Raw genomic sequence first — 25,015 nt, 5'->3', positions numbered from 1 at the left:
CAAGGGCGCGGCCGGCAACCCAGCGTTTGTACCGGTTGGCGCAAACATGAGGCCGCGGCGCAGCTTCCCTTGCCCGGTGCTGCGCGCAAGCGGTAAGGAGCAAGTCCCCATCTACGGCGATCCTCTTTCGCGTGAGGGATGAAAGCCCGAAGGGCGAAGACCCGCATAGCGAGCCTTCGGCTCGCCGACAGCCCGGCTCTTGGGAGGAGACCGCACCAAATCTTTGGTCGTAGCGCACAGCCAATGAGATCATTCCATTGCGCGATAGGCTCTTAGGCCCCCAGCAATGTATCGCGCATTTTTGTAACCCATTGCGCGCAAAGTGTCAGCGGACAGGGCACCTCGATTATTCGCATTACAGTAGCAGAGGATGGTCGCATTAAGGTCGGGCACTGCTGCTTCAATGTTCATTTCTAGCTTTCCACGGCTGACGTTAATTGACCCCGTGATATGATCAGCCTGATGCTCTTCGCTATCTCGTATGTCGAGCAGTAGGGCGCCTTCATTCACGAGGCCCTCAACCTCATGGGCCGAGACACCCGAAACACGTGATTGAGCCTCATCGGCGAGGGCTTGGAATTTTTCCGTATAGGCCATGTGGTGAACTCTCTATTTTGTTGTGTTCCAAAGAAGATGTAGCTGTCCAGATTTGATGCCTGCGACACTCACTATGCCGTTGGCAATGGCGCAAGGCGGCGGCAGTTAGTAGTCAGCCCGCATTGAGGTCCCTAGATACCCATTGGGAATTCTGCGCCGAACATCGACCCCATGCTGCGGTCGGCAGCTCAATCGTTGGCTCGTCAGAGGTTGCCTCGACGCAGTTCCGTGAGTTTCCAAAGTTGTCTCGCTCTATCCCCCGAACGGCAGTATGCCAGGACAGGCTTCCGCAACTTGAGCGAAAGCCGAACGAACTCACGCAGTTGCCCGTCGTTGGGCGGCGATGCAGACGGCAAGTGGACTATCGCAATTCCCGCCAAATCAGCAGCCCGAGCCATCTCCTCAAAGGCAGGCTGCCCAGGATCTTCATCGTCATAACGTACGTCCAGCACTGTTCGAAAACCGGCACTCTTGGCGTCCGCCAGGTCGGAAGGCAAAAGCTGACTTGAGATGGCATAGCTGGGAGAAAGTCTTATCGGCTTGATCATGGACGCAACCTCCAAACAAGCGCCAGCACCGGCGACGATTGGCCGATCCGTGCGCTCTCGGCCCGGCGCCCGTAGTCGCGTGGGGTCCGACAAATCGGAGTGACCATCTAAAGGCCTAGCGCCAGACGGATGATCAAGCCAACCGCTAGAATGGTGCCAACACCCATGGCCCATAGCGCCACGAACCAGCCGACCTGCTTCAGGGATTTTTGCACATGCATCAGTGGTAGCCCTCCTCCGGGTCGATTTTTCCACGGAAGACCCAATAGGCGTAGCCGGTATAGGCCAGGATCACCGGTACCAGCACCGATGCGCCGACCAAGAGGAACATCAAGGAGCTGTCCGGCGCTGCGGCTTCTTCTATCGTGAGCGCACCTGGCACCATGTAGGGGTAAAAGCTGATCCCGATCCCGATAAAGCTGAGCACAAATAGGCCCAGCGCGGCCAGAAAAGGCTGAAGGTGCTTGTCAGTGGTCAATCCCTGCCAGAGCGCGAAGGCACATACGGCAAGCAGCATGGGAACGAATGCAGAGAAAAACGCCGTGGGCCAGCCGAACCAGCGTTCGAAGTAGATCTGGTCGATGAACGGGCTCCAAAGCGACACGACGCCGATCAGCGCAATCGTTGCACCACCAGTCCACATAGCGATGCGGCGGGACCTTGCCTGCAAGTCGCCTGAGGTTTTGAGATTGAGCCAAGTCGCACCTAGCAAGGCGTAGCCCACGGTGACCGCGGCGCCAGTTATGAGGGAAAACGGCGTTAGCCAATCCCACCACCCGCCGGCATAGGCCCGGTCAACGATCTCGATACCCTGTACCAGCGCTCCCAGTGCAATGCCCTGCGTGAATGCGGCGACGGTCGAGCCGAGCCAGAAACCTATATCCCACCAGATCGAACCCCTGGTCGTCCGCCAGCGGAACTCGAAGGCAACGCCCCGAAAGATCAGCCCGAGCAGCATTAGAATAACCGGCATGTAGAGCGCGGGCAGGACAGTGGCATAAACGACGGGAAAGACCGCCATCAGCCCGCCGCCACCCAGAACCAGCCAGGTTTCGTTGCCATCCCAAACCGGAGCGATGGAGTTGGTCATGATGTCCCGGTCGTGCCTATCCCTGAAGAACGGGAACAGGATACCGACGCCCAGATCGAAGCCGTCGAGCACCACATAGGCAAGCACGGCAAAAGCGATGATGCCTGCCCAGACGGTGGGAAGATCAATCTCCATGATTTACGCCCTCACGAATGGTGGTTTCCTGGGCGGGTCCCGGCGTTATACCAGCTGCCCGCGTCGGACCGAGATCGAGTTCGTGATCCACTTCCATGACCGGCGGACGTCTGAACAGCCGGAACAGGTAAAAAACGCCGGCGCCAAACACAATGAAGTAAACGATGACGAAGGCGACCAATGATGCCCCAACGGCGGGTGCAGCGACCGGCGAAAGGCTTTCGGATGTCCGCATCAGCCCATAGACCGTAAAGGGCTGCCGCCCCACCTCGGTCGTGAACCAACCTGCAAGCACGGCGACAAATCCGGAAGGGCCCATGACGAGTGCGGCGCGATGCAACCAGTGGTTGGTGAAAAGCGTCTTGCGCCAGCGCGTCCATAGCGACCACATTCCGATGCCCAGCATGGCAAAGCCGATGCCCACCATGATGCGGAAAGCAAAGAAGGGAATCGTCACCGGTGGCCGGTCTTCGACAGCGAACGCATCGAGACCGTCGAGCGGCGCATTCAGGTCGTGCTTGAGAATAAGCGAAGAGGCTTTGGGGATCTCAATGGCGTAGTCGATCCGCTCTTCTTCCTCGTTGGGGATGCCGAAAAGGATTAGTGGCGCACCGTCGGGATGACTTTCATAGTGCCCCTCCATTGCAGCGATCTTGGCAGGTTGATGCTCCAATGTGTTGATGCCATGCATGTCGCCCGCCAGGATCTGCATCGGCGTCACGATCGCCGCCATCCACATTGCCATGGAGAACATGATCCGTGCCTGGCGGTTGTCCCGATCCTTTAGCAGGTGCCAAGCACCAACCGCACCAACAGCGAATGCTGTGGTCAGGAATGCGGCAAGCACCGTGTGGACGAGCCTATAGGGGAAAGACGGGCTGAAAACGATTGCCCACCAATCTTCCGGCACGAAATTGCCGCTGGCATCGATCGAAAAGCCCTGGGGCGTATGCATCCAACTGTTGACCGAAAGGATCCAGGTAGCGGAAATCAAGGTGCCAATGGCGACGGTCACCACTGCCACCATGTGAAGCGTGTCGCCGACGCGCTTGCGGCCAAAAAGGGCAATCCCCAGAAATCCGGCCTCAAGAAAGAACGCCGTCAGCACTTCATAGCCCATCAACGGACCAATGACCGCCCCGGCACGTTCCGAGAAGGCGGACCAGTTGGTCCCGAACTGGTAGCTCATGACTATGCCAGAGACGACGCCCATGCCGAAAGTGACGGCAAATATGGTCTTCCAGTACTCGAAAAGCTTGAGGTAGGCCGGGTCACGCTTCCACAGCCAAAGGCCGTTCAGCACGGCCAGATAGCTGGCCGTGCCGATGGAAAACGCCGGAAATATGAAGTGAAAAGAAATAGTGAAGGCGAACTGGATGCGCGCCAGAATTTCTGCAGTCTGTCCAAAATCCATCTGGCACTCCCCGATATACAGAAAGCTAAATCTTGGTCATGCGCAAGTAAGGACGAAGTTCGTTCCAGCCCTGCGGAAACAAAGTTTTGGCTTCATCATTCTTGATTGAGGGTGGGATAATGACATCCTGCCCAGGCTGCCAATCCGCAGGCATGGAAACACGGTTCTTGTCACTGGTCTGCAGCGCCATGATGACGCGAATGATCTCATCAAAATTGCGACCAATGCTAAGCGGATAGGTCATGGTCAACCGCACCTTCTTGGCGGGATCGATTATAAAAACCGAGCGGACCGCGGCGGTCTCGCTTTGTGAAGGGTGGATCATCTCGTAGAGCTTGGCAATCCGCAGGTCCGGATCGGCAACGATCGGAAAGCGCAACACGGTATTCTGGGTTTCGTTGACATCAGAAATCCAGCTGAGGTGTTCCTCGACCGAGTCGGTCGACAAACCGATAGGTTTGGTATTGAGCTCGGCAAAGCGTTCCGCTAGCTGCGCCGTGCGGCCCATTTCCGTCGTACAGACGGGCGTGAAATCACCTGGATGGCTGAAAAAGAAGGCCCAGGAGGAGCCGATCCACTCATGAAAATTTATAGGTCCGGTGGTGGTGTCGGCGTCGAAATCGGGGGCGGTTTCGCCGATACGGATAGTCATGACGTACTCCTTTAATATTTACTCATTCATATATTCTGTAATTCTTATATATAAAAGAGTAGATTGAACGGTGCGCGCTTTGACCGCACCCGCTAAGGACGACCGTCACGGCAAAATGCTAATGGCGCATAACATTTCCCAGCGCAGAAATTGCCGCACGCGGACGTGCCGAGAGACCGAGCCGCCACGTGTTGAGCAGCACACTGAGCGAACTGAACAGCATGGCCAATGCCGCGGTCAGCGGTGTCATCATCCCCGTAGCGGCGAGAGGCACCAAGACAACATTATAAACGGTGGCCAGAACGATGTTCTCGTTCACCGTCGCCACCGTTCTGCGGGAGAGCCTGACCAAAGGCGCGATAGCTCGGATTCCCTCGTCGACGATCGCGACGTGGGCCGTGCTCGACGCCGATGCATGTGCGGATCGAACCGATAGCCCACATGCTGATGCTGCCAAGGCAGGACCGTCATTAATACCGTCACCGACGAAGAGTACAGGTCTTCCTGCCGCTCTTACAAGGTCTGCTTTTTCGGCTGGAGTGCATCCTGCATGGACCAGACCCGATGCGATGCCAACAGCCTCTGCCACGCGATGCGCCGGATTTGCGTTGTCTCCCGTTGCAATGGAACACAGGATACCAAGTGAAGAAAGCGCCCCAATTGCTGCAGATGCGCTTGGGTCGATAGGGTCATCCACAAGGATATGACCGACAAGTTCATTGTCCCGAAGCACCTGCAGTACGGTGCCGGAAGCATCCGACGTGTTTTGCGCGCCTGCCACGGAAATTACGGCACCGTCCGGTGTAATTGCGGACGCTCCGCGATCCCAGCGCGTACCGCCCTCCCCCATCTCCGAGCCATGCGCTCTGATGATGGATCGGGCCAACGGATGGTCGATCCCGGTTTCTGCATGAGCGGCCATAGCCAGGACTTCTTGCTCGCTCCAACCGTCGCTTGCCGTGATCGAAATCACACCCGGCATCCCGATCGTCAGCGTCCCGGTCTTATCAAAGATTGCGTCTTTCACTTCAGCTAACCGCATGAACCCTACAGGGTCCTGGATTCGAACGCCAAACCTCGCGGCTGCTAGGGTTGCTCTCACCTGCGCCAGTGGCGCCGCCAAAGCCAGGGCGCATGGGCAAGCACCCACGAGCAGCGTCAGAGCTCGGCTGGCTGCCACTTCGAAGCCAACGCCGGTTAGGAACGTCGCGACGCCGACGACGATGGCAAGCGCCGGGATCACGATTGAAAGACGACGGGCCCAAAGGTCAGTACGAGTAGAGTCGTGTCCACGACGGGCGATCTCGACAGCTATCCTCCCGCCCATACGGTCAATATCCCTGTCGCCCGGATCGCGATCGACCCTTAGTTGAAGTCGTCGTGTGAGGTTGATGGTTCCTGCCTCTACCCGCTCTCCCGGCCCGACGTCGGCAACCCTGCTTTCCCCTGTAAGTGCAGCGCGGTTGACCGAAGAGGAGCCCGTCAGGACGACACCATCCACGCTGGACGTCGACCCTGCTTCGACAACCACGGTGTCGCCTACAACAAGAGAAGCCGCCGGAACAGTTTCGACGCTGCCGTTTTCAGTCACCCGATTGGCCAGATCTGGGCTGGCTGCGTCCATGGCAGTTATGGCCGCTACCGCACCTTTCCGAACCCATAGGTCGATAAGCCGCCCGACAAGCAGCAAGGTGATGAGCATTGCGGCCGTATCGAAATAAACCGACGTCGATCCGCTCAACAGGTGGCTGATGGAAAGCAGAACGGAGCCCAGCACGCCCAAAGTCACCAGAAGATCGATACCGAGGTCACCCAATCTGAGCGACTTCCAGGCCATTGCAACGATATCGGCCCCAGCATATGCGACGACCGGCATTGCCAGCAGACCCGACCCAAGGGCAAGTGCTCGCGAGACCGTCGCATCCCCCTGGGGCATTGCATAAAGAGCGATGGCGGCGGCCATTGACCACATGCCGAAGAATACGGCCACCGCAAGCCGGCGGGCCACCAAATCGAAATCCCGTTGCAGGCGGGCGGCGGTTAGCTCAGGACGGCTTTCGGGGACAAGTTGATATCCGGACTGTCGAACCCGTTCCGCGATCGCGGTCATATCGGTGACTTCATCAGTCCATCTCACCAGCATCGATGCCGTGAGATAGTGGACGGATGCCTGGTCCACACCGGTCATTTGTCTTATCCGGTGTTCCAGACCTCTGGCACAGGCGCCGCAGGACATACCGTCGATTCCAAACAGCCGGGTTGTCATCGACGCAGTAGCCATCACACCCTCACTGAACGGGCGCTGGTGCCGGTGTGCCACCTATGGGTGCCGAGGGGCGAGGCGTTCCTGTCCCAAGCAATACGCCGTTCAAAATCTTGCCATAGTAAGTCTCCTCACCGGCGTGGTCCTTGGCCGCTGCCTCCTCTACCGTGCCGGTTTGACGAGGGTCCTTGGGTCGTTCGTGGCTGTTAAGATACGCCGCGACATCCCATGCTTGCTGATCAGTCAGCCGACCCGGTTGACCGAGCGGCATATTGGCTTTGATGAAGCCTGCGGCGGTGTTGACCCGCGCCATGCCTGCCCCCCAATTATATGATTGTGGTCCCCATAGCGGCGGGAAGGTATAGCGTCCGTTCGCGTCTTGCTGTCCCTGGCCATCGGCGCCATGGCAAGCTGCACAATTGGCCTGAAACACATCTTCGCCCCGTGCCGGGTCGTATCCCTGCTCCGGCAACTCCAACGCCGGGTACCCGGCCCCCGCAGGCTTGACGTTGGTTGCAGCGCCGGTAGCCAGCCAGTGCATATAAGTCTGCAGATTGCGGTATATGTCGTCACCCGCGGGTGGCGGACCGCCGCTGATCGAATCCTGGGCATTCATCGAATAGGTGAAGCACCCCTTTATCCGATCTTCCATTGTATTCATCGAGTTGTTCTTGGATCGGAACAACGGATAGGTGACCCACGCCGCCCACATAGGCGCCGAGTCAGCACGTCGTCCCCCATCAAGATGACAATTTGCGCAGGACAGCGAATTGCCGACATGATCGGACGCGTTGGTCCCGGTGTTCTTGAAGATTTCCATTCCCAATCTGATGGCGTCACCCGCCGGACCATCCGGGATATCCGCTTCAGACGGTGGTTCAAACATGGCAGTGGCTGTTTCGGGAGCGTCGGCCGGCTCACCCCAGCTCCTGATCAAATCGAAGTCGAACACGAGAAGTCCCGCAGCGAAGAGCCCCAGGCCACCACCGACTGCAAAAATCCATCGCAGGGCGCGTCTTCCCGATCTGGGACGGTCACGGCCCTCGTGGCCCTCCACCTCTCGGCGTTCTTGGTCCATGTCATTCATCTTCATCATCTCCCGCTGGCCCTCCGGTGGCCGGAACCGGAGGCAGTGTCGCAAGGTAGTCCGCTACCGCGCGACGATCGTCGTCGTCGAGGGCAATCGCGATATGATTCATCAGAGCCACCGGAGCATTGTCGCGCTGCCCTCCGGCCCACGCGGCAAGCTGTGCCGCGGTATAGGCTGGATGCTGGGCCGCCAGTGACGGGAACCCCGGAGCGACGCCGAAACCGGAAGGTCCATGGCATGAGAAGCATCCGGGAACGTCGAGGGACCAGTCCCCTTCAAGTGCCAACTGTTCCCCACGTTCCAGGTCTCCCCCCAACGAGGGGGCAGCGTTGGATGGAGAGCGCAGCCTGGAATAATAGTTGCCCAACCCTGTCATCTCATCCTCAGTCAAGGTCGAGGCCACAAGCGTCATGGTTTCGTTGTGGCGATCGCCGGCCACATAATCCTTTAGCTGCTTGGCAATATAGCCCGACGGCAAGCCCGCCAGGCGAGGAACCGTCTCGCCCCCTTGTCCTTCCGATCCATGGCAAGACGAACAGGCCCAAGCCGGCCCTCGACCGTCATTTATCAGTTTCAGGACGGCCGGATTGGCGCTCTCGATAGATCCGGATCGCGCAGGTGGTTGAGATGGCAAAGTGGTATCAAGCACGGCTGCGATTTCTTCTCCACCGAACCAGCTGCCGCGGTTGGGGTATTTCGAGCGTTGCTCGGCCACGAAATCACTGTCGATCGCCAGTTGTGAAGAGTGAGGCGCACCGAACCTGTTTCGGGCATAGTTCACAATGGCTGCGATCTCCTGATCCGGAAGCACGCTCGAAAAACTGGGCATGTGGCCGTTGAACTGTCTTCCCGCGACGCTGATCGGTCCGTCGATCCCGTGGAGCAGGATCTGCGTCATGACCTGAGGTGCAGCGGCGACGAATTCGGAGCCCATTAGAGGTGGTACAGCGTTTCGCACGCCAACCCCGTTGGGCTGGTGACATGTGGCACATCGAGCCTCGAACAGGACCGCACCGGAATCTGTGCCCAGTGCCGGTTGGGCAGCCAGATCATCAGCACGCTCCTGTTGCCCAACACCAACCGCTTGACCGTTCTGGTAGAGCGTCAATCCTCCCCAAAGTGCCAAGGCAACGGCGATGGAGAGGACAGGTATGGGGATCGTCCGGGGCTCTTCATAAGGCTCGAACGATTCATCGGGTGGCGTCGGGTCGGGTCGACGGTTGCGTTTCATGGCTTGCGTCCCTCATCATCGGGTTCCGCATAGCCGTCGTCCCTTACCGCGTCTGGCAAGGCGGGATAAGTGCGGTCAAGGCCCTGAAGATAGGTCACTAGGTCAAGCGCTTGCTGGCTGGCGACGAAGACCCCGTTCTGCGCAGCGTAACCTGGCGGCAGCGCCACCACCACATCTCCTGGCTCCGCTGCGGGTTTCTGCTCGAACAGGAACGGGTATGCCGGCATGATACTCCAATCAAAGATCGCACGCGGCTGTAGAAGGTGAGTCAGGTGCCAGGCCTGACTGGGAAGCCTCGCGCCAACATTGAGCAAATCCGGGCCGGTGCGCATCGTACCGAGCTGATGGGGTTGATCGTAAACGTAATCGGACGCAACCGAAGCACGGCCCCATCCACGTTGATCATCAGGCGCCTGATCGGACGCCCTAGGCTGCTGGCTGTGGCAATAGAGGCAGCCAAGGGAGACATACTGCTCCCGACCACGCAGTTCAGCTTGGGTGTAAGGGAGCAATCCTGGTGACGGGGACTGGGATCGGATCTGCATGCCTGGAACGACGACGAGCATCAACGTCGCAAAGGCGAGGATACCAAGAGCAACGATCGAAAGCGGGAGTAGACGGTTCATGATTCTGTGGCCGGAGCGGTGGATGCCGGAGCAGGCGGGCGCTGGGCGTCGGCGGGCTTCATCACCAGCATCGCGACTATGTTGAACGCGAAAACCAGATGGCCAACCGTCATCAGACTACCACCGATGGAGCGTGCCTCGAGATATGGCATCAGCAGGGTGACGCTGTAGGCAAACGGACGAGTAATGTCGAGCATCGCCAGGCCCTGGAAAACGCCACCTACCGTAAGCGCAACGAAATAAATCGCGAAGCCGACCACCACGAACCAGAAATGGACATTTAACAGGCCAGGCCATGGCCATTGTCGGCCGGTCAATCGCGGCATCATGTGGTAGATAGCGCCAAACATGATAAAGCTGACGAAGCCATAAGCGCCAAGATGGGCATGACCCACCGTATATTGGGTGAAGTGGGTTACCGTATTGACGGTACGAAGCGCTTCGATTGATCCCTGGAATGATGCGGCCGTGTAGAGCACTGCCCCCAAGGATATGAACCTCAGGGGCACCGATTGCCGAACTGCCCACCAATTGCGTGCGACAGTGACGTGCTGGTTTACTGCCACGGCGATCACGGGGACGAACATCATCACGCTGTGGACGATGGAAAGCGTAGCGACCCATGTGGGAACGGGGCCGCCTATCAGGTGGTGGATGCCAACCTGGCTATAAAAGAGTGCCAACCCCCAAAACCCCAGCAAAGAAAGGCTGTAGGAGTAGATCGGCTTCCCGATGATCTTGGGGATGAAATAGTAGGCGGCGCCGACTCCCAAAGGCGTGAGCCATAGCCCAAGCACGTTGTGCGCGAACCACCAGTTCACCGTCGCCTCTTCGACGCCGGAATGAATGAACGGAAAATTTGCGATGACGAAAAGAACGGGAAACCAGCACAAGGCCGCGAGAAAATACCAGCCGCTGACATAGATGTGGTGCACGTTCCTGGCGACAGCCGTCGCAACGATTGGCACCACGAAAAACGAACCGGCCACGGCTAGCACGATATCTATCTGCCAAGGGATTTCCAGCCACTCTTCGCCGTCCGTCCAACCCGATGCTATAGCGAGCGCTCCCGCCAGAACGCCAAGGTTCCATAGCCCGGCACCGATGATCGGCAGCTTGGGATATTTTAACGCAGTATGAAATATGCGCGGGACGATCCACATCACCACGCCGATGCCGGCAAGGGACAGCCATCCATAAATTACCAGGTTCAGGTGCAGAGTGCGGACCCGACCGAAGGTCAGCGCTGCTTCCCCACTTAGCCAATCGGGCCAATGCAGCTTGAGCGAAGCCGTCAGGCCAAACACCGATCCCAAAATCAGCCAGAAGACAGCACCAGTCAACAATACCAAAACCGGCAATCTCGAAATCTTGTCGATGCCGGCTCGCTCTACATCGAAGTGGTGCTCGCCGTGTGCTGTGTCTGGCTCGCCCTCAAAAGCCGCATCGTCGGGGGCACCTGCCTCACCAGGCGTGAAAATGGTGTAGGCGTTGTCTTGAGTGGCGGACAACTGGTGGTTGGCTATCGCCCAAATCAGGAATGCCAGGGCCGCAATGGACACCACGAAACTGAGAGAGAGAAGTAGACCGATCGTGACGGACATTGGTCAGCTCCTCCGCTGTGTCTCTTTTCGACGATGCCACGCCGCTGGATTGAACGCGCGACTTGGTTACTGGATGCATGCGCCTCGCGAACCTTAAGTGAGTCTTAAGGAACTGCGGACGTCTACATGTTTGTCCTTGCAAGGAACGAACGGGAGCTGCCTGGATCGCTTCCGGCTGGAAAATACAGCTTCAATTGTGTGTCGCGTGTCTTTTTCTGACTAATCGCATGGCCAGCCAAACGGCCATCACCGCCGCCGGCGCCGCTATCGAAAGAATAAGCACCTTATCCAGGTGAAGAATGCCCAAGGGACCTGCCAGCATGTATCCAAGGATGCCGATAAGGTAATAACTTATCGCGATCGTCGACAGGCCTTCGACGGTACGCTGCAGACGGAACTGGCTTTCGGCCGTTGACGCAATGGTATCCAGAACAGCCTTGTTCTGTACCTGCATGTCGAGACCGATGCGCGCATTCAAGAGCTCGATAGAGTTGGCGATCTTGCCGGAAAGGACATGAAGGCGCTTTTCCATGGCCGCGCAGGTAGCCAATGCGGGCTCGACACGATCGCCTATATAGCCGGCAAGCGTCGAACCTTGATCCCGCGGTATCTCATTAAGCTCTGACAGTCGATTGCGCAGCACTGCCCCGTAGGCGCTCGATGCCGCAAATCTGTACCCCATACGCTCGCCCAACTGACCCGTCTGAACCGACAGCGCATGTAGTCGATCAAGCGAGCTTTGAACCGAGTCGGTGGCGTGTCCCAGAGATTCCGTTACCGCCGTCAGTTCCTCTTCGGCAGCGCGCAAAGCAGGCGACAGTTGCCGCGCAAGCGGTAATCCCATGAGAGCCATGACCCTATAGGTCTCGACTTCCAATAGTCGCCGGACCATGACGGATCGCTTGAAGCTAGTCAGATTTCCGCATGCTGCTTCCAGCCTTGTGAACCCGTCCTGGTTGACGACGAAGTCGGTGGCCACTTCTCCCGCATCGTCAGCCACCCCTGCCAAGCACAGACTGGTGAGCTGAAATCCAGGCAAAAGTGCCGGATCGACGCGCATACCCCCCGTGACGTCGATGCGACTCGCCGCCACAAATTGACCATTCTGAAGCGCCTCCAGGCACAAGCACGGTGGCCAGTTCTCCTGGTCCGTCAGTTCGGATAGCCAACTGACGGTTATGAACTCGGTATGGAACTCCCAAGTGATGGCAAGATCGTCGCAACGATAGCTGAATTGCCGGCCATCGTGCTCAGGGAGCTCAACACCGCGAGCCGCGACTGCCTCCCGAAAGCGGGCGATCGCCTGCCGCATGACGTCTGGCGTCGGTGGCATTGCGAACACCAACCTGCGTGCACGAAGGGTTGCGCCGACCAACTCCACGGGTCGGGCGTGCAACTCAGCCTCAATAGCTGCGCGGTGCTGATGGTCGGCAATGAAATCAGGCTTCATCCCGAGTCCACTTGAGGATATCTGAACTGCTCATCGCGCCTGAAACACGCGCGACCTCCTTGCCGCCCTTGAACATGATCATGGTCGGTATGCCGCGAATTCCCAGACGGGACGCTATTTCTTGGTTTTCATCGGAGTTCAGCTTGACGAAGCGCAACGCGGGCTCTGCCTGTCTTGCCGCTGCCTCGAATTGGGGGGCCATGACGCGGCAAGGCCCGCACCAGGGCGCCCAGATATCGACCACGACCGGGATGTCGGATTTTGCGATCTGCTTTTCGAGAATGGCGGCCGGAACATCAGCCGGCACACCGGAAAAAAGAGCCACGCCGCACTTCCCACATTTGGCGCTGCGGGCGCTCCCTGAGCTGGGAACGCGATTGGTAGCACCGCAAAACGAACAGACGACGTGAGGAAGATCGCTCATTCCATTTCCTCCTAAGTTCCGGTTTGTTCGGGCCGTAGTTCCGTGGTCCGTAGCCTTACGTCGGCGATTGCCAGCATCGCCTGGTGGTGGCTGAGATGAACTTGGCCACTGAGATGATCCAAGAACTCTGTGCCTGCGAGCCGGTCCATTACCGGACCCTTGACCTCGGAGAGATGAAGTCGAACACCGAGATCGGCGAGCCGGTGGTGAATGGCCTCGAGGCTTTCGAGCGCCGACATGTCGATGGCATTGACGGCTGAGCACATGAGCACAACATCCGTCAGCCCAGGATTGGCGGCGACCTGATTGATCACCAGATCCTCGAGGTAGCGCGCATTGGCAAAGTAGAGGCTTTCGTCAACGCGAATAGAGAGGACGCCAGGCATAGTATCGACCTGGTGCCGCTTCACGTTCCGGTAGTGCTCCGTGCCGGGCACTTGGCCCACGATCGCGGCGTGTGGCTGGGAGGAACGATAGAGAAAAACCAGGATCGAAGCGCCCACACCCAACGATATACCCACTTCAACGCCCAACAACAGAGTGCCCAACAGCGTGATGGCGACGGCAGCGAAGTCGGCCTTGGAGTAATCCCATGCACGCTTGAGGATGGAAAAATCCACCAGCGTCAGCACGGCGAGCACAATGGTGGCAGCCAGCGTCGCCTTGGGCAGGATGGCGAGAAACGGGGTCAACAGCAGCGTGGCACCGGCGATACCGATTGCGGTAAATGCCCCAGCTGCAGGCGTTGCAGCACCGGCGTCGAAGTTGACCACCGACCGAGCAAAACCGCCAGTCACAGGATATCCGCCACCGATGGCTGCTGCGATATTGGACGCACCCAGACCAATCAGTTCCTGGTTGGGCGAAATACGTTCGCGGCGTTTGGCGGCAAGAGTTTGCGCCACGGAAATGGACTCGACGAACCCGACGATCGAAATAATAAGTGCAGGCATGGCCAACTGCTGGATGACAGCGATATCGAACGCGGGCAGCGACAGCATAGGCAGGCCTTGAGGGACATCACCCACCAGTGCAACGCCCCTTGCGCCAAGATCAAGAAACACGGAAAGCGCCATGGTCAGGAAGACGACGAGCACCGGACCGGCGCGCACGACGATGGTCGCGACGCCTTTAGGGACTCCGAAGCGTGCAAGCCAATTCTTGAGATCAAGCCGGATCCAAAGCAGGAGAGCCAGTGCTAGAGCACCGATGGCGAGAGTGTACCAGTTCACCTGACCAATATTGGCGATGATCGACATGATTAGGTCGGGCATGGCGTGCCCTTCCGTCTTGATACCGAGCAGGCCGCCGATCTGGCTCGTGGCAATGATGATGCCAGAAGCCGTTATGAACCCTGAAATAACTGGATGGGACAAAAAGTTGGCGACAAACCCGAGACGTAGTAGGCCCATGAGCGCCAGCATGATGCCCGACAGAAAGGCGAGCATTATGGCTGCGCTCGCGTAGTCAACCGTTCCTTCCGCCGCGATACGGCCCACCGCTGCGGCCGTCATGAGCGAAGCCACCGCGACGGGACCAACCGCCAATGCAGACGAAGTGCCAAATATTGCGTAGGCAACCAGAGGGAGCACCGATGCATAAAGGCCCACTTCCGGCGGCAGGCCGGCCAATAGCGCATAAGCCAGCGACTGCGGGATCAGCATGATGGTCACGATGATCGCGGCGACAAGATCGCTGGTGAGCGTCTGGCGGTTATAGCGCCGACCCCAATCAAGAATGGGAAAATAGGACTTCAGGTGCATCAATGTACTCAGTCTGAGAGGGGTTCAGCCCGGTTGGGAGAGCCCGGGGAGATCACTTGCCAAGCGTGGCGTAGAGGCTGCCAGCACGAGCGCCAGAGCGACAGTAGCCGAGCATGGGCTTGGGCAGCTTCTCCCAGGCATCGTGGAAGCGAATGATCTGGCCTTCGCCCAGAGGGCCAGAGACGGGTATGTGCACGATGCTGATGCCGGCGGCCGCAGCCGCCTTAGCCACTTCATCAAAGCTGGGCTGGCCGCCTTCCTCATTGTCGGGGCGGGCGCAGACGATAGACTTGAAGCCTGCGTCGGCGACAGCCTGCATCTGCTCAGGCAAGATCTGGCCGGTGGCGGAGAAATCTGGAGCGATTTGACGGATGTTCATGGGTCGGTCCTTTCTTGGTTTGCTGCTGAAGGGCCACATGGTCAGAGGCCGTTCACGGGGACTTTGAGGTAGGTCTTGCCGTCTGGGCCCTTGGGCGGCAGCTGGCCGGCGCGCATATTGACCTGCAACGCCGGAATAATCAGCTTGGGCATGGCAAGCGTTGCGTCGCGCGCCTCGCGCATAGCCACAAAGCTGTCCTCGTCGGTGCCTTGGCCGATATGGATATTGTGATCGATCTCGTCGCCGACGGTGGTCTCCCACTGGATCTCGCGGCCGTTCGGGCCGTAGTCGTGGCACATGAACAGTCGCATCTCACGCGGGAGCGACAGCACGCGCTGGATCGAACGGTAAAGCGTGCGGGCGTCGCCGCCCGGGAAGTCGGCACGTGCCGAACCGCCGTCCGGCATAAAAAGGGTGTCGCCGACAAAGGCGGCGTCGCCCGCCACATGCGTCATGCAGGCCGGGGTGTGGCCCGGCGTGTGCATCACATGCACGGTCAGCCCGCCGATCTGGTAGCTGTCGCCATCGGTGAACAGCCGGTCGAACTGGCTGCCGTCGCGCTGGAATTCGGTGCCTTCGTTGAACACCTTGCCAAAGGTCTCTTGCACGATCTTGATGTTCTCACCGATCCCCAGCTTGCCGCCAAGCTTGCCCTGGATATAGGGCGCCCCGGACAGGTGATCGGCATGGACATGGGTCTCGATCAGCCATTCGAGCTTGAGCTGGTGCTGCTCAATATAGGCGATTATCGCGTCGGCGCCGTCATAGGTAATGCGGCCTGCCGCATAGTCGATATCCATCACGGAATCGATGACTGCACAGGCCATGGAATTGGGATCTTTGACGACATAGCTGATGGTATTTGTCGGGGCATCGAAGAAGGCGGTGACCTCCGGCTTGATCGTCAGGTCTGTGGTGAATGGTATTGTGGTCATGGTCATTGCTCCACGTAGAGGTCAGGCGGACTGGGTGGCACGTTGCTCAAGCGCAAGGCGCACGGTACGGGCGGCGAAGATGCCGACGAGCATCGCGCCGACAAAGGCCCAGGCAGAAGCCTCGCCAAGACCCAGAGCCGGGATCGCTCCACCCGGGCAAAAACCTGCAATTCCCCAGCCGAGGCCGAAAACAGCAGAGCCGGCGATGAGCGGCACATCCAGCTTGCGATTGGCTGGCAGGTTGAATTTCGCCTCCAATACGGGTTTGTCGCGCTTGAGCACGAAGCGGTAACCGATTGCAGTCACGAGCAGCGCACCGCCCATCACAAAGGCCAATGACGGGTCCCAGGTACCGGCCAGGTCAAAGAAGTTCAGGACCTTGGCAGGGTTGGCCATGCCGGACAATGCAATACCAGTGCCGAAGACGAGGCCGATAATGCCGGCAAGAATGGTACGCTGCATCAGAAGCCTCCAAGCAGATGACGGATGACGAACACGGTGATCATGGCCGTGACAAGGAAGGTAGCGGTGGCCGCAATCGAGCGCGGCGAAAGGCGCGCCATGCCGCAGACGCCGTGCCCGGAGGTGCACCCGGACCCGAAATAAACTCCAACGCCGACGATCAACCCACCGGCGATGACCCATGGTGTCGGGACGGGGCTGGAATAGGGAATGGTGTATCCCGATAGGCCCAGGATGAGCATCGGAGCGACAATGGCGCCACCGAGGAAAGCAGCACGCCATGGCCAATCCGTGGCAACCGGCGGCAGCAGGCCGGTCAGGATGCCAGTCATACCCGCAATACGCCCATGGAATGCCATGAGCAGAACGGCTGAAAGGCCGATCAGTGCGCCGCCGAGCAGCGACATCACTGGAGTGAATTCAGTCATCGGTTTGATACCTTGCAGCTGGAGAGGCCAAAAATGGTGTAGAGGGGGCAGAAGCGCACGAGGGCGGTAACCACGAGCACGAGCCCGACGACGACAGATCCCCACTGCACGACCGGATTGGCGAAGAACGCCAGACCGGATACGAACGGCAGGATCAGCAGCGCCAGACCGACGATGATCCGCAAAATTCTATCGGCAGAACCCACATTGATGCGCATCTACATCCTCCTTGAAAATCGCCTTTAAACGAGCGATAGTGAATTAACGTAAGTTCGTATATATGAGATATCTAATATGATCAAGATGGAATTGGACAGGATGGAGGAGAACGCAGACAAGGCTTCCCAGCTCCTGACGGCCATGGCCAATCCAAAGCGCCTGCTCATCTTGTGCAATCTGCTCGATGACGAACTTAATGTGGGTCAGCTGTCAGAACGCGTGGCGCTCGGGCAGTCCCCGTTGTCACAGCATCTCTCCAAGCTGCGTGCCTGGGGGCTGGTCAGAACCCGCCGCGAAGGTCAGCAGATCAATTATTCTCTCGCGTCAGATGAGGTGCGTCAGGTTTTGACGACCCTCTACAAGATTTACTGTGCCTGTTGATGGACGCAAGGCATGACCATCCGAAGCTTGTCCTCCCTCCGCCGACTTATCCGGCCGTCCTTTTTGTCATGGCGTGGGTCCTCGACCAGCATCTGATACCTCCGTTCATAGACAGCGTGTCCTCCGCCCCATTGCTGGGTGCTATCCTGGTTATACTCGGCCTCGGAGCTGCGGGTTGGGCAGTGCTCCGTTTCATGCGCGCCGGCACGCATGTCGAACCACATAAGCCCACGCTGGCGATGGTAATGGACGGTCCTTTCCGGTTTTCACGAAACCCAATCTATGCGAGCTTTTTCGCCCTGTTCGCGGGTGTGGGCATGATCATGAAGCTGGAGTGGACAATTGTCTTCCTGCCAATTCTATGGCTTTGCCTTAGGTTGTGGGTGATTGCCCCTGAGGAGGCGTTCTTGTCTAGCCGCTTCGGCAGCGAATACGAGCACTACCGTCAAAAAGTGCGCCGCTGGTTGTGACCCTGAACTGACCACCAGGCGGCCCGTAAGCCTGTCCTAAGGTTACTCTTGAATTCGTCTCCAACCTCAATGTTGGAGCATTCATGTCCGAAACACCTTTCAATCCCTCTCGCCGCGCTTTTGTGATGTTGGGCGGCACAAGTCTTGCATTGCTGGCCGCTGGCTGCACGACGACCACCCCGCAACGTCTCGCGGTCGCAGCCGAACCCATTCGCCCCATCGTACCGCCCGATGTGGCCTATATGTATCGAGCAATGCCGGAGGAAAAATTCCCGATCCCCGCAGCCGATATCGCCGCGGTGGATCCTAAATATTGGCGACAGCGGGTACCCGATCCCACCGGGGAAAAACCAGGCTCCGTCGTGGTCCATACCGCCGACCGCCTGCTCTATCATGTGCATGATGACGGAATGGCGACCCGCTATGGCGCAGGTATTGGCCGCGCCGGTTTCGAGTGGGCCGGCCGGGCGCATATCGCTTACAAGCGTGAATGGCCGGTCTGGACTCCGCCAGAGTCCATGATCATGCGTCAACCTGAATTGGAGATCTATCGGGAGGGCCAGCCGCCCGGGATAGAGAACGCCCTCGGCGCACGTGCCCTCTACATCCACCAGGGTAACAAAGACACCCTGTACCGTGTGCACAGCTCGGGCGACGAAGCATCAATCGGTCAGGCCGTTTCTTCGGGGTGCGTCAGGCTCCTGCATCAGGACGTCATCCATCTCGCGAACGCTGTCCGCGATGGCTCGCCGATCCTTGTGGTGTGACCCTGCAGCCCCGCCCGAGGGCGGGGCTGCTCTCAGTCCGGCACTATCAGGTCCAAATGTGCAGCGAGGCTTTCAGGGGAAACCTCGCCGACCACAGTGTCAACGACACGGCCCTGCGCGTCGATGAAGAGCGTAGTTGGGAGGCCTTTCGCTCCGTAATGCGTCGATGTCTGCCAGGTCTCGTCGACCACGGAAACGTCCAACACGATATCCTGCTGCCTCAAGAATTCGGCGATCGTTTGTACAGGGTCGCCCTGATTGACGAACGCGAAGGTGACCTCGGGTGTTTGTGCGGCCACTTCGCTCAATAAGGGCAGCTCGCGTACGCAAGGCGGGCACCAGCTGGCCCATAGGTTGATCACCATGGGTTTGCCCGCGAAACTCGACAACGCAATTGCTTCGCCCGTGACTTGATGCATAAGCGGCTGTTCGGGAAGGGGCACGCCGACACTGTAGCGGGTCAGAAGCAGGACCATCCCCCAAATGCCAAAACCGACAGCCGTAGACCCAGTCAGTGTCGCTGCGCCGCTCCAGCGTTTTACGCGCAATGCGCCGTAAAGTATGAGCCCGGCAAGACCTGCAAACAGCTCAAAACCGCCTTGCCAGACAAAAAACACCCGAAGCGGTTCGATGATGAATGTCTGCCAGTTGAGGAGTACGTGTCCCAGCCGGGCTGCCAGGAGACCAGCAACTACCGCACCAAACCCGTATCGAGCAGCATCGCTTTTAAACAGTCGCGCCAGGATAGGCAGCGCCAGAAAGAAAGCGCCGATGCCAAGGATGGCGGCGAAGCGCTCGGTGGCGAACAGCAACGGCCCGATTGATACGGCACTCATGGCAGGAAGCCGGCACGTTGCGCCTGGGTACGAAACGCATCGATATCAAATTCCCCGACGAGTCGAGTTGCTTCCACCTCAGCCCCGCTGCCATCTACAAAAAGAAGAGTAGGTGGTCCAAACGCCTTAAGCTGACTCAGCATTGCCCGGTCTTCAGCGGTGTTCTTCGTCACATCTAGTTTGATCAGTCTCGTTTCATTCAGTCCCGCCAACGCTGTGGGGTTGGTCCAAATCTCACGATCGAGTACCGCGCAAGAGATGCACCAATCTGCGGTCAGATAGACCAGACGCCCCTGACCATCACTGGCCTCGAGCGCGACAGTTAGGGCATCGATTCCCGAAACTGTTTCCGAAACCATTTCCTTGCCAGACAGAGAAGACTGTCGTCCCGTCAACATGTCAGCGGGATTTTGGCCACCAATAGCAGCCATTGCCGTAAACCCTGCAAGGCCCAGGCCGGCAACACCCAATGCGGTCGGTACCAGGCGTCGAACACCGTTGCTGCCCAAGGCGACTACAATGAAGTAGATCGCAACGGTTGCCGCCAAAAGCGACCATGCCCCGGTGGTCAATTGTGCTGGCAGCAGCCGTTCTGACATCCAGATGGCACCGCCCAGAAAGACAAAACCGAAAGCGTGCTTGACCCGTACCATCCAGGACCCAGCGCGTGGCATGACACGGCCACCCACAGTGCCGAAAACAATCAGCGGAATGCCCTTGCCGATACCAAGGGCGAATAGGGCCGCCGCCCCCAGTGTCGCGTCGCCGGTCTGCGCAATGTAGAGCAACGCCGCTGCCAAAGGGGCCGTGACACAGGGCCCCACTATGAGAGCAGAGAGAAAACCCATCATCGCGGCTCCGGCGGCACCATTGCGTCCGCCCACTCGGCTGATTGTTGTCATCCATGCACTGGGAAGCTGAAGCTCGAACGCGCCGAACATCGAGATCGCCAACGTGATGAACAACACAACTACGCCACCGATCGCCCATGGCGATTGCAAAACCATCTGCAGATTTTGACCTGACCAGGCGGCGACCAGGCCCAACATCCCAAACGCTGTGGCCATGCCGAGGACATAGACCAGTGAGATACCGAATGCCTTGGGCATCGATAGGCGTTGCCCTGCCTGGGTCAATGTACCCGCCAGGATTGGATACATAGGAAAAACGCATGGGGTAAAGGCCAACGCAACGCCGAAAGCAAGGAATGCACCGATGACCATCAGGGCCCCGCCGCGGCCCATCAGATCGGTCAGGAGCGAGCCACCGGTCTCTGTTGCAACGCGGATGGGCGTCGCAGCGCCGAGTGCTTCGGAGGATTCTGTGAGGAAGGACGGTCCCTCAACCGACCCAACTGCAACGGCATCAGCATCAAGCGACCGGCGAACGGGTGGATAGCAGATGCTGCCGTCCTTGCAGCCTTGGTAGGCCAGTATGAATTTTCCCGCGGTGGCTTCCGGCAAGGGGAAACTCAGACGGTCATGGAAAATTTCGGTGCGCCCAAAAGTAGGGTCATCCTTTGTGACGCCGGAAGGAAGTTGCAGCGCAACAGCCTGGCCTTCTGCATCGGCCAACGAAATTTGGTCACGATAAAGATAATATCCGGGGGCAACATTGAGCACCACCTCTACACCGGATCCTGATGCCATAAGCGAAACCTTGAAAGCCTCTTCCACCGGGAGTGGCTGGGCTTGCTGGGCGCCGACAGGACCCGCCAGAACAAAGAGGGCCATCAGGGCGATGGCAGCAAGTTTTTGAAATACCGACATAGGGGTCTCCGGCGGAAGGAACTATCCGTCGTTTGTTGCCCCCAACTTAAGGGAGACTTATGCCCGCGGCAGAACGAGCGTCACCACAAGGCCATGTGGGAGCCTGTTGGCGAGCGTGAGGCTGCCGCCAGCCTGGAGGGCCGCGGATTCCACGATGGAAAGGCCAAGGCCGCTGCCGATTTCCGTGTGGTTCTTTCCACGAAAGAACCGCTCGGTGGCATGCTTGAGTTCATCCTCATCCATGCCTGGACCCTCGTCTGACACCTTAATCTCCAGACCGTGGCCGACCACCTGGACAACTATCCGGACGACGCCATTTGCAGGAGAATGCGCAATGGCGTTTTCCAGGAGATTGCGCATCATCAAGTCGAAGGCAGCGGGAGAGACCGCAATGGGAGCAGCTGCCAGTGTGTGTATGCCTTCGATCTCCACCCCCGATGGCAGCACAAGGCTTGCAACGAGCGAACGGATGGCCGCTTCGGCGTCCAGTGGCTCCGGTCGCGCATCCTTGTTCGTGGCATCGACTGTCGACATGGAAAGGAGTTGGCGAACCATACGCGCGGTCCGATCGACACCCGCGACGATCTTGTCCAACGCTTTGCGTTGAATCACCGGGTCGTCCGTTCGTGATGCGATCTGGGCTTGCGTTCGCAAGCCTGTGAGGGGGGTACGCAATTCATGGGCAGCGAACGCCGTGAAATTGCGCTCACGTTCACGTGCCGAGCGCACACGTTCCAGCAAGTCGTTCAGCGCCGACAACATCGGCCTGATCTCTTGAGGGGCTTCACCCGATATAGGTTCAAGTGCGTTAGCGCCCCTGGCGGTCAGCTCAGCTGCAACTGCGTCCACGGGCCGGAGACCGCGGTTGACACTCACCAGGATCATGGCCGCCATAAGTGGCAGGATCAGTGCGGCGGGGATCAGCAACCCCTTGATGACATCTCCCACCAGCCGGTCACGCAATGCCAGACTGTCGCCCACCAATACCCGCACGCCGACCTCGGCATTCTCAATGGCAAAAACCCGCCAACGCTCGCCGTCGATGATCGTTTCGGCGAAGCCATCGTTGTGTTCGGACAGGGCGGACGTCGGAGCCCCGTCTGATCGACCAACCAAATCCCCGTCAAAGGACCAAAGTTGGCAGGACAGCTGCCGGTCATAGGGGACGTGAGACGGTGCCGGAGAAAGCGAGGCGATGCTGTCGGCCGCGTCGGCAACGGTGATTTCTCTGCTTGATACCAGGGAGGAGACCATTCGTGCCGCCTCGCTGAGCCGAGCGTCGAGCACGCGCTCCACTTCCCTCGTCGTGCTGAAATAGATCCAGGCGACGGCGGATAGCCACACGACGCTGGTCGCGACCATCAGGATGGCAAAGAGGCGCGCTCGTATCGACAGGGTCATCAGGCTTTCCTCATGCGATAACCCAAGCCGCGAACAGTTTCGATCGCGTCACGTCCCACTTTTTGACGCAGGTGATGGATATGCACCTCGATGGCATTGCTTTCGATCTCTTCCTGCCAACCGTAGAGCTTCTCCTCGAGGGCCCTCTTGGATTGGATAACCGTTGGCGATTCCATGAGGGATTGCAGCACCGCGAATTCCCGGCGTGACACAGACACGGGCGTCCCCGACACCGATAACTCCATGGTCGCAGGCACGATCTGGATGTGGTCCCAGACCAAATAGGCCTGTGCTCGGCCGTTAACCCGACGAACAAGCGCCCGTAGGCGAGCCGCTAGCTCGTCGAGATCGAAGGGTTTGACGAGGTAGTCGTCTGCCCCGTGATCAAGTCCGGCGATACGATCCTCGACCTTGTCCCTGGCCGTGAGAAGCAAGACTGGATCGTCCGATCCGGAGCGCCTGATTTCATCGAGCAGGTCCAGGCCCGACCCGTCCGGCAGCATCAGATCGAGCACGATTACGTCAAAGCGGCCAGCGGCGAGTCCCGCACGTGCATCAGCAAGCGACGCGACCGTTTCCGCCGAGAACCCTGCAATGCGCAGTCCGACCTCGAGGCCGTCTCGCAGGATGTCATCGTCTTCAACCACGAGAATACGCATCACCGGCTCCAGGATTTGACGTTTCTTAACACGACCATGCGACCGCACTTAAGGCTGGCTTAAGGCGTCGAGAATGCTTTGGAGGCCGACGAAAAGGAAAATGCCCATGCAAAAGCAACTCTCGCGCCGTGCCGTGACCAAACTTGCCATGATGGCCCCACTGGCACTCTGGCTTGGAAAACCAAGTGTTGCATCTGCGCAGGACGGACCTCTCGACCTTGAAGCAATTTTTGCAACGCCTGGGACGCCGGTTTTCGGCCCGGCGGATGCCAACCTAACCATGGTTGGATTTCTTGATTACAATTGCCCTTTCTGCAAGCAGAGTGCTCCATATCTCAAGGAGTTGATGGCGACCGACGACAAACTTCGTGTGGTATTTAAGGATTGGCCCATCCTGACCGAGGCATCGGTCTATGGTGGTCAGGCTGCACTCGCAGCACACGAAAACGGGCAGTACCTCGCAGCCCATGATGCGCTTATGGCCATTCCCGGTCGAGGCATTACCGAACAAGGGATGCGTGAGGCTCTTGAAGCGTCTGATGTTGATATGGTCAAGGTCGATGCTACCATTGCAGCTAAAGGGCCTGCGTTGCTTGACCAGTTGCGTGCCAACACCAAGATAGCTGACGAAATCGGTTTGACGGGAACACCTTCCTATCTCGTCGGCCCGTTCTTCGTCGGCTCAGCGCTCGACTTGGCAGGTTTTCGCGAAGTCGTGGCTGCAGCCCGCCAGGAGCTCGGCGTCTGATTGGGCAAACGGATAGGAGCGGGATACGCGCGAATGACACGCACTGACTGGGATGAGCGCTACGACCGGGCTGAATATTTGTTCGGAGAAGAACCGAGCGATTTCCTGCGCCGCCACGCTGAAATCGTGAAAGAACGTAGCTCGGCTCTCGCCGTCGCCGATGGTGAGGGCCGCAACGGCGTTTGGCTGGCGGAGCAGGGGCTGGCTGTCCACTCCATCGATGCGTCGGCGATTGGCTTGGGCAAGGCGCAGGCACTCGCCAAAAGCCGCGGCGTTTCGATCACCACCGAAGTGGTGGATCTGGCAGAATACGACTGGCCCGATGAGCACTTCGATATCGTGGTCGGCATATTCATCCAGTTTGCGGGTCCTGCTCTGCGCGACGCAATTTTCGCCGGCATGATCAAGGCCTTGCGTCCGGGCGGAACCTTGCTGCTGCACGGCTATCGGCCCGAGCAACTGGCATTTGGCACCGGCGGGCCCAGGACCGAGGAGAACCTTTACACCGAAGCGTTGCTGGAAAAGGCCTTCCAAACGCTCACCATCACCAGCCTCCTAAGCTACGATGCCGAGATTGCGGAAGGCACGGGACACCACGGCATGTCTGCATTGATCGATCTGGTGGCGACCAAGCCGCTTGAGTTGGCGCGGGCGTAACCCGCGCCATCGCAGTC

At 58.7% G+C, this 25,015-nt stretch carries 27 protein-coding genes; 5 read left to right on the top strand and 22 right to left on the bottom strand.

Going from position 1 to position 25,015, the window contains the following annotated elements; translation table 11 throughout:
* Positions 1–249: 249 nt before the first annotated feature.
* From BUA69_RS17830 to BUA69_RS17740, 18 genes are all read right to left on the bottom strand, one after another.
* Complete coding sequence (locus tag BUA69_RS17830) at positions 250–597, bottom strand: rhodanese-like domain-containing protein (RefSeq protein WP_035085920.1); 348 nt, start codon at positions 595–597, stop codon at positions 250–252.
* Between the two features lie 203 nt (positions 598–800).
* Entirely contained in the window at positions 801–1,145 is a 345-nt protein-coding gene (locus tag BUA69_RS17825) for a protein tyrosine phosphatase family protein (RefSeq protein WP_051960923.1), read from the bottom strand.
* 220 nt (positions 1,146–1,365) lie between these two features.
* Positions 1,366–2,370 carry a cytochrome d ubiquinol oxidase subunit II gene (gene cydB, locus BUA69_RS17820; RefSeq protein WP_035085918.1) on the bottom strand — a complete coding sequence of 335 codons (1,005 nt, stop codon included), beginning with the start codon at positions 2,368–2,370 and terminating at the stop codon, positions 1,366–1,368.
* Positions 2,360–3,784 (bottom strand): cytochrome ubiquinol oxidase subunit I, encoded by a 1,425-nt coding sequence (locus BUA69_RS17815; protein ID WP_035085917.1) that lies wholly within the window; start codon positions 3,782–3,784, stop codon positions 2,360–2,362. Before BUA69_RS17815 ends, cydB begins: the two co-directional genes overlap by 11 nt.
* A gap of 25 nt (positions 3,785–3,809) precedes the next feature.
* A complete protein-coding gene (locus BUA69_RS17810; RefSeq protein WP_035085915.1) occupies positions 3,810–4,436 on the bottom strand; it encodes a peroxiredoxin in 627 nt (208 codons plus the stop codon).
* 118 nt (positions 4,437–4,554) lie between these two features.
* On the bottom strand, positions 4,555–6,672 hold the full coding sequence (locus tag BUA69_RS17805; RefSeq protein ID WP_280114002.1) for a heavy metal translocating P-type ATPase: 2,118 nt from the start codon (positions 6,670–6,672) through the stop codon (positions 4,555–4,557).
* Positions 6,673–6,724: 52 nt separating this feature from the next.
* A complete protein-coding gene (locus BUA69_RS17800; RefSeq protein WP_082093708.1) occupies positions 6,725–7,786 on the bottom strand; it encodes a c-type cytochrome in 1,062 nt (353 codons plus the stop codon).
* Entirely contained in the window at positions 7,779–9,020 is a 1,242-nt protein-coding gene (locus tag BUA69_RS20650; protein WP_051960922.1) for a c-type cytochrome, read from the bottom strand. The genes BUA69_RS17800 and BUA69_RS20650 overlap by 8 nt, the downstream gene beginning before the upstream one ends.
* Positions 9,017–9,646 (bottom strand): cbb3-type cytochrome c oxidase subunit II, encoded by a 630-nt coding sequence (locus BUA69_RS17785; protein ID WP_035085911.1) that lies wholly within the window; start codon positions 9,644–9,646, stop codon positions 9,017–9,019. Before BUA69_RS17785 ends, BUA69_RS20650 begins: the two co-directional genes overlap by 4 nt.
* The gene (locus tag BUA69_RS17780; RefSeq protein WP_046133985.1) at positions 9,643–11,250 is read right to left on the bottom strand and encodes a cbb3-type cytochrome c oxidase subunit I; all 1,608 of its coding nucleotides are present in this window, start codon (positions 11,248–11,250) and stop codon (positions 9,643–9,645) included. Before BUA69_RS17780 ends, BUA69_RS17785 begins: the two co-directional genes overlap by 4 nt.
* 190 nt (positions 11,251–11,440) lie before the next feature.
* Positions 11,441–12,700, bottom strand: a complete 1,260-nt coding sequence (locus BUA69_RS17775) for a DUF3422 domain-containing protein (RefSeq protein WP_035085909.1) — start codon at positions 12,698–12,700, stop codon at positions 11,441–11,443.
* A complete protein-coding gene (trxC, locus tag BUA69_RS17770) occupies positions 12,690–13,124 on the bottom strand; it encodes a thioredoxin TrxC (RefSeq protein WP_035085908.1) in 435 nt (144 codons plus the stop codon). The genes BUA69_RS17775 and trxC overlap by 11 nt, the downstream gene beginning before the upstream one ends.
* Before the next feature lie 11 nt (positions 13,125–13,135).
* Positions 13,136–14,887 (bottom strand): SulP family inorganic anion transporter, encoded by a 1,752-nt coding sequence (locus BUA69_RS17765; protein WP_046133984.1) that lies wholly within the window; start codon positions 14,885–14,887, stop codon positions 13,136–13,138.
* A gap of 52 nt (positions 14,888–14,939) precedes the next feature.
* A complete protein-coding gene (locus BUA69_RS17760; protein ID WP_035085907.1) occupies positions 14,940–15,266 on the bottom strand; it encodes a protein tyrosine phosphatase family protein in 327 nt (108 codons plus the stop codon).
* 41 nt (positions 15,267–15,307) lie between these two features.
* Positions 15,308–16,201 (bottom strand): MBL fold metallo-hydrolase, encoded by an 894-nt coding sequence (locus tag BUA69_RS17755; protein WP_035085980.1) that lies wholly within the window; start codon positions 16,199–16,201, stop codon positions 15,308–15,310.
* 21 nt (positions 16,202–16,222) lie between these two features.
* Positions 16,223–16,663, bottom strand: coding sequence for a DUF6691 family protein (locus BUA69_RS17750; protein WP_035085905.1), 441 nt, complete (start codon positions 16,661–16,663; stop codon positions 16,223–16,225).
* Positions 16,663–17,091, bottom strand: coding sequence for a YeeE/YedE family protein (locus BUA69_RS17745; protein ID WP_046133983.1), 429 nt, complete (start codon positions 17,089–17,091; stop codon positions 16,663–16,665). Before BUA69_RS17745 ends, BUA69_RS17750 begins: the two co-directional genes overlap by 1 nt.
* Positions 17,088–17,309 carry a YgaP family membrane protein gene (locus tag BUA69_RS17740; protein WP_035085903.1) on the bottom strand — a complete coding sequence of 74 codons (222 nt, stop codon included), beginning with the start codon at positions 17,307–17,309 and terminating at the stop codon, positions 17,088–17,090. Before BUA69_RS17740 ends, BUA69_RS17745 begins: the two co-directional genes overlap by 4 nt.
* Positions 17,310–17,385: 76 nt before the next feature.
* Between BUA69_RS17740 and BUA69_RS17735 the strand changes: the two genes are divergently transcribed.
* The 3 genes from BUA69_RS17735 (at position 17,386) to BUA69_RS17725 (ending at position 18,928) form a co-directional block, all read left to right on the top strand.
* Positions 17,386–17,691, top strand: coding sequence for an ArsR/SmtB family transcription factor (locus BUA69_RS17735; RefSeq protein WP_035085901.1), 306 nt, complete (start codon positions 17,386–17,388; stop codon positions 17,689–17,691).
* Positions 17,691–18,161: a methyltransferase family protein gene (locus tag BUA69_RS17730; protein WP_035085900.1), complete on the top strand. Its 471-nt coding sequence runs from the start codon at positions 17,691–17,693 to the stop codon at positions 18,159–18,161. The genes BUA69_RS17735 and BUA69_RS17730 overlap by 1 nt, the downstream gene beginning before the upstream one ends.
* A gap of 83 nt (positions 18,162–18,244) precedes the next feature.
* Complete coding sequence (locus tag BUA69_RS17725; RefSeq protein ID WP_035085899.1) at positions 18,245–18,928, top strand: L,D-transpeptidase; 684 nt, start codon at positions 18,245–18,247, stop codon at positions 18,926–18,928.
* A gap of 32 nt (positions 18,929–18,960) precedes the next feature.
* Here BUA69_RS17725 and BUA69_RS17720 read toward each other — a convergent pair whose 3' ends face one another.
* The 4 genes from BUA69_RS17720 to BUA69_RS17705 are packed head-to-tail and all read right to left on the bottom strand — an operon-like array spanning position 18,961 to position 23,593.
* Positions 18,961–19,764, bottom strand: coding sequence for a TlpA disulfide reductase family protein (locus tag BUA69_RS17720; RefSeq protein ID WP_035085898.1), 804 nt, complete (start codon positions 19,762–19,764; stop codon positions 18,961–18,963).
* Positions 19,761–21,533, bottom strand: coding sequence for a protein-disulfide reductase DsbD (gene dsbD / locus BUA69_RS17715; RefSeq protein ID WP_051960921.1), 1,773 nt, complete (start codon positions 21,531–21,533; stop codon positions 19,761–19,763). Before dsbD ends, BUA69_RS17720 begins: the two co-directional genes overlap by 4 nt.
* A gap of 57 nt (positions 21,534–21,590) precedes the next feature.
* Positions 21,591–22,934: an ATP-binding protein gene (locus tag BUA69_RS17710; protein WP_046133982.1), complete on the bottom strand. Its 1,344-nt coding sequence runs from the start codon at positions 22,932–22,934 to the stop codon at positions 21,591–21,593.
* Complete coding sequence (locus BUA69_RS17705; RefSeq protein WP_035085894.1) at positions 22,934–23,593, bottom strand: response regulator; 660 nt, start codon at positions 23,591–23,593, stop codon at positions 22,934–22,936. Before BUA69_RS17705 ends, BUA69_RS17710 begins: the two co-directional genes overlap by 1 nt.
* 106 nt (positions 23,594–23,699) lie before the next feature.
* Between BUA69_RS17705 and BUA69_RS17700 the strand changes: the two genes are divergently transcribed.
* Complete coding sequence (locus BUA69_RS17700) at positions 23,700–24,341, top strand: DsbA family protein (RefSeq protein ID WP_035085892.1); 642 nt, start codon at positions 23,700–23,702, stop codon at positions 24,339–24,341.
* The gene (locus BUA69_RS17695; protein WP_244468694.1) at positions 24,342–24,998 is read left to right on the top strand and encodes a class I SAM-dependent methyltransferase; all 657 of its coding nucleotides are present in this window, start codon (positions 24,342–24,344) and stop codon (positions 24,996–24,998) included. It begins immediately after the preceding gene.
* Positions 24,999–25,015 lie beyond the last annotated feature (17 nt).

Origin of the sequence: Devosia limi DSM 17137 (assembly GCF_900128975.1) — a bacterium.
In the GTDB taxonomy this organism is placed as follows: domain Bacteria; phylum Pseudomonadota; class Alphaproteobacteria; order Rhizobiales; family Devosiaceae; genus Devosia; species Devosia limi.
This window is presented reverse-complemented; position numbering and strand designations above follow the sequence as displayed.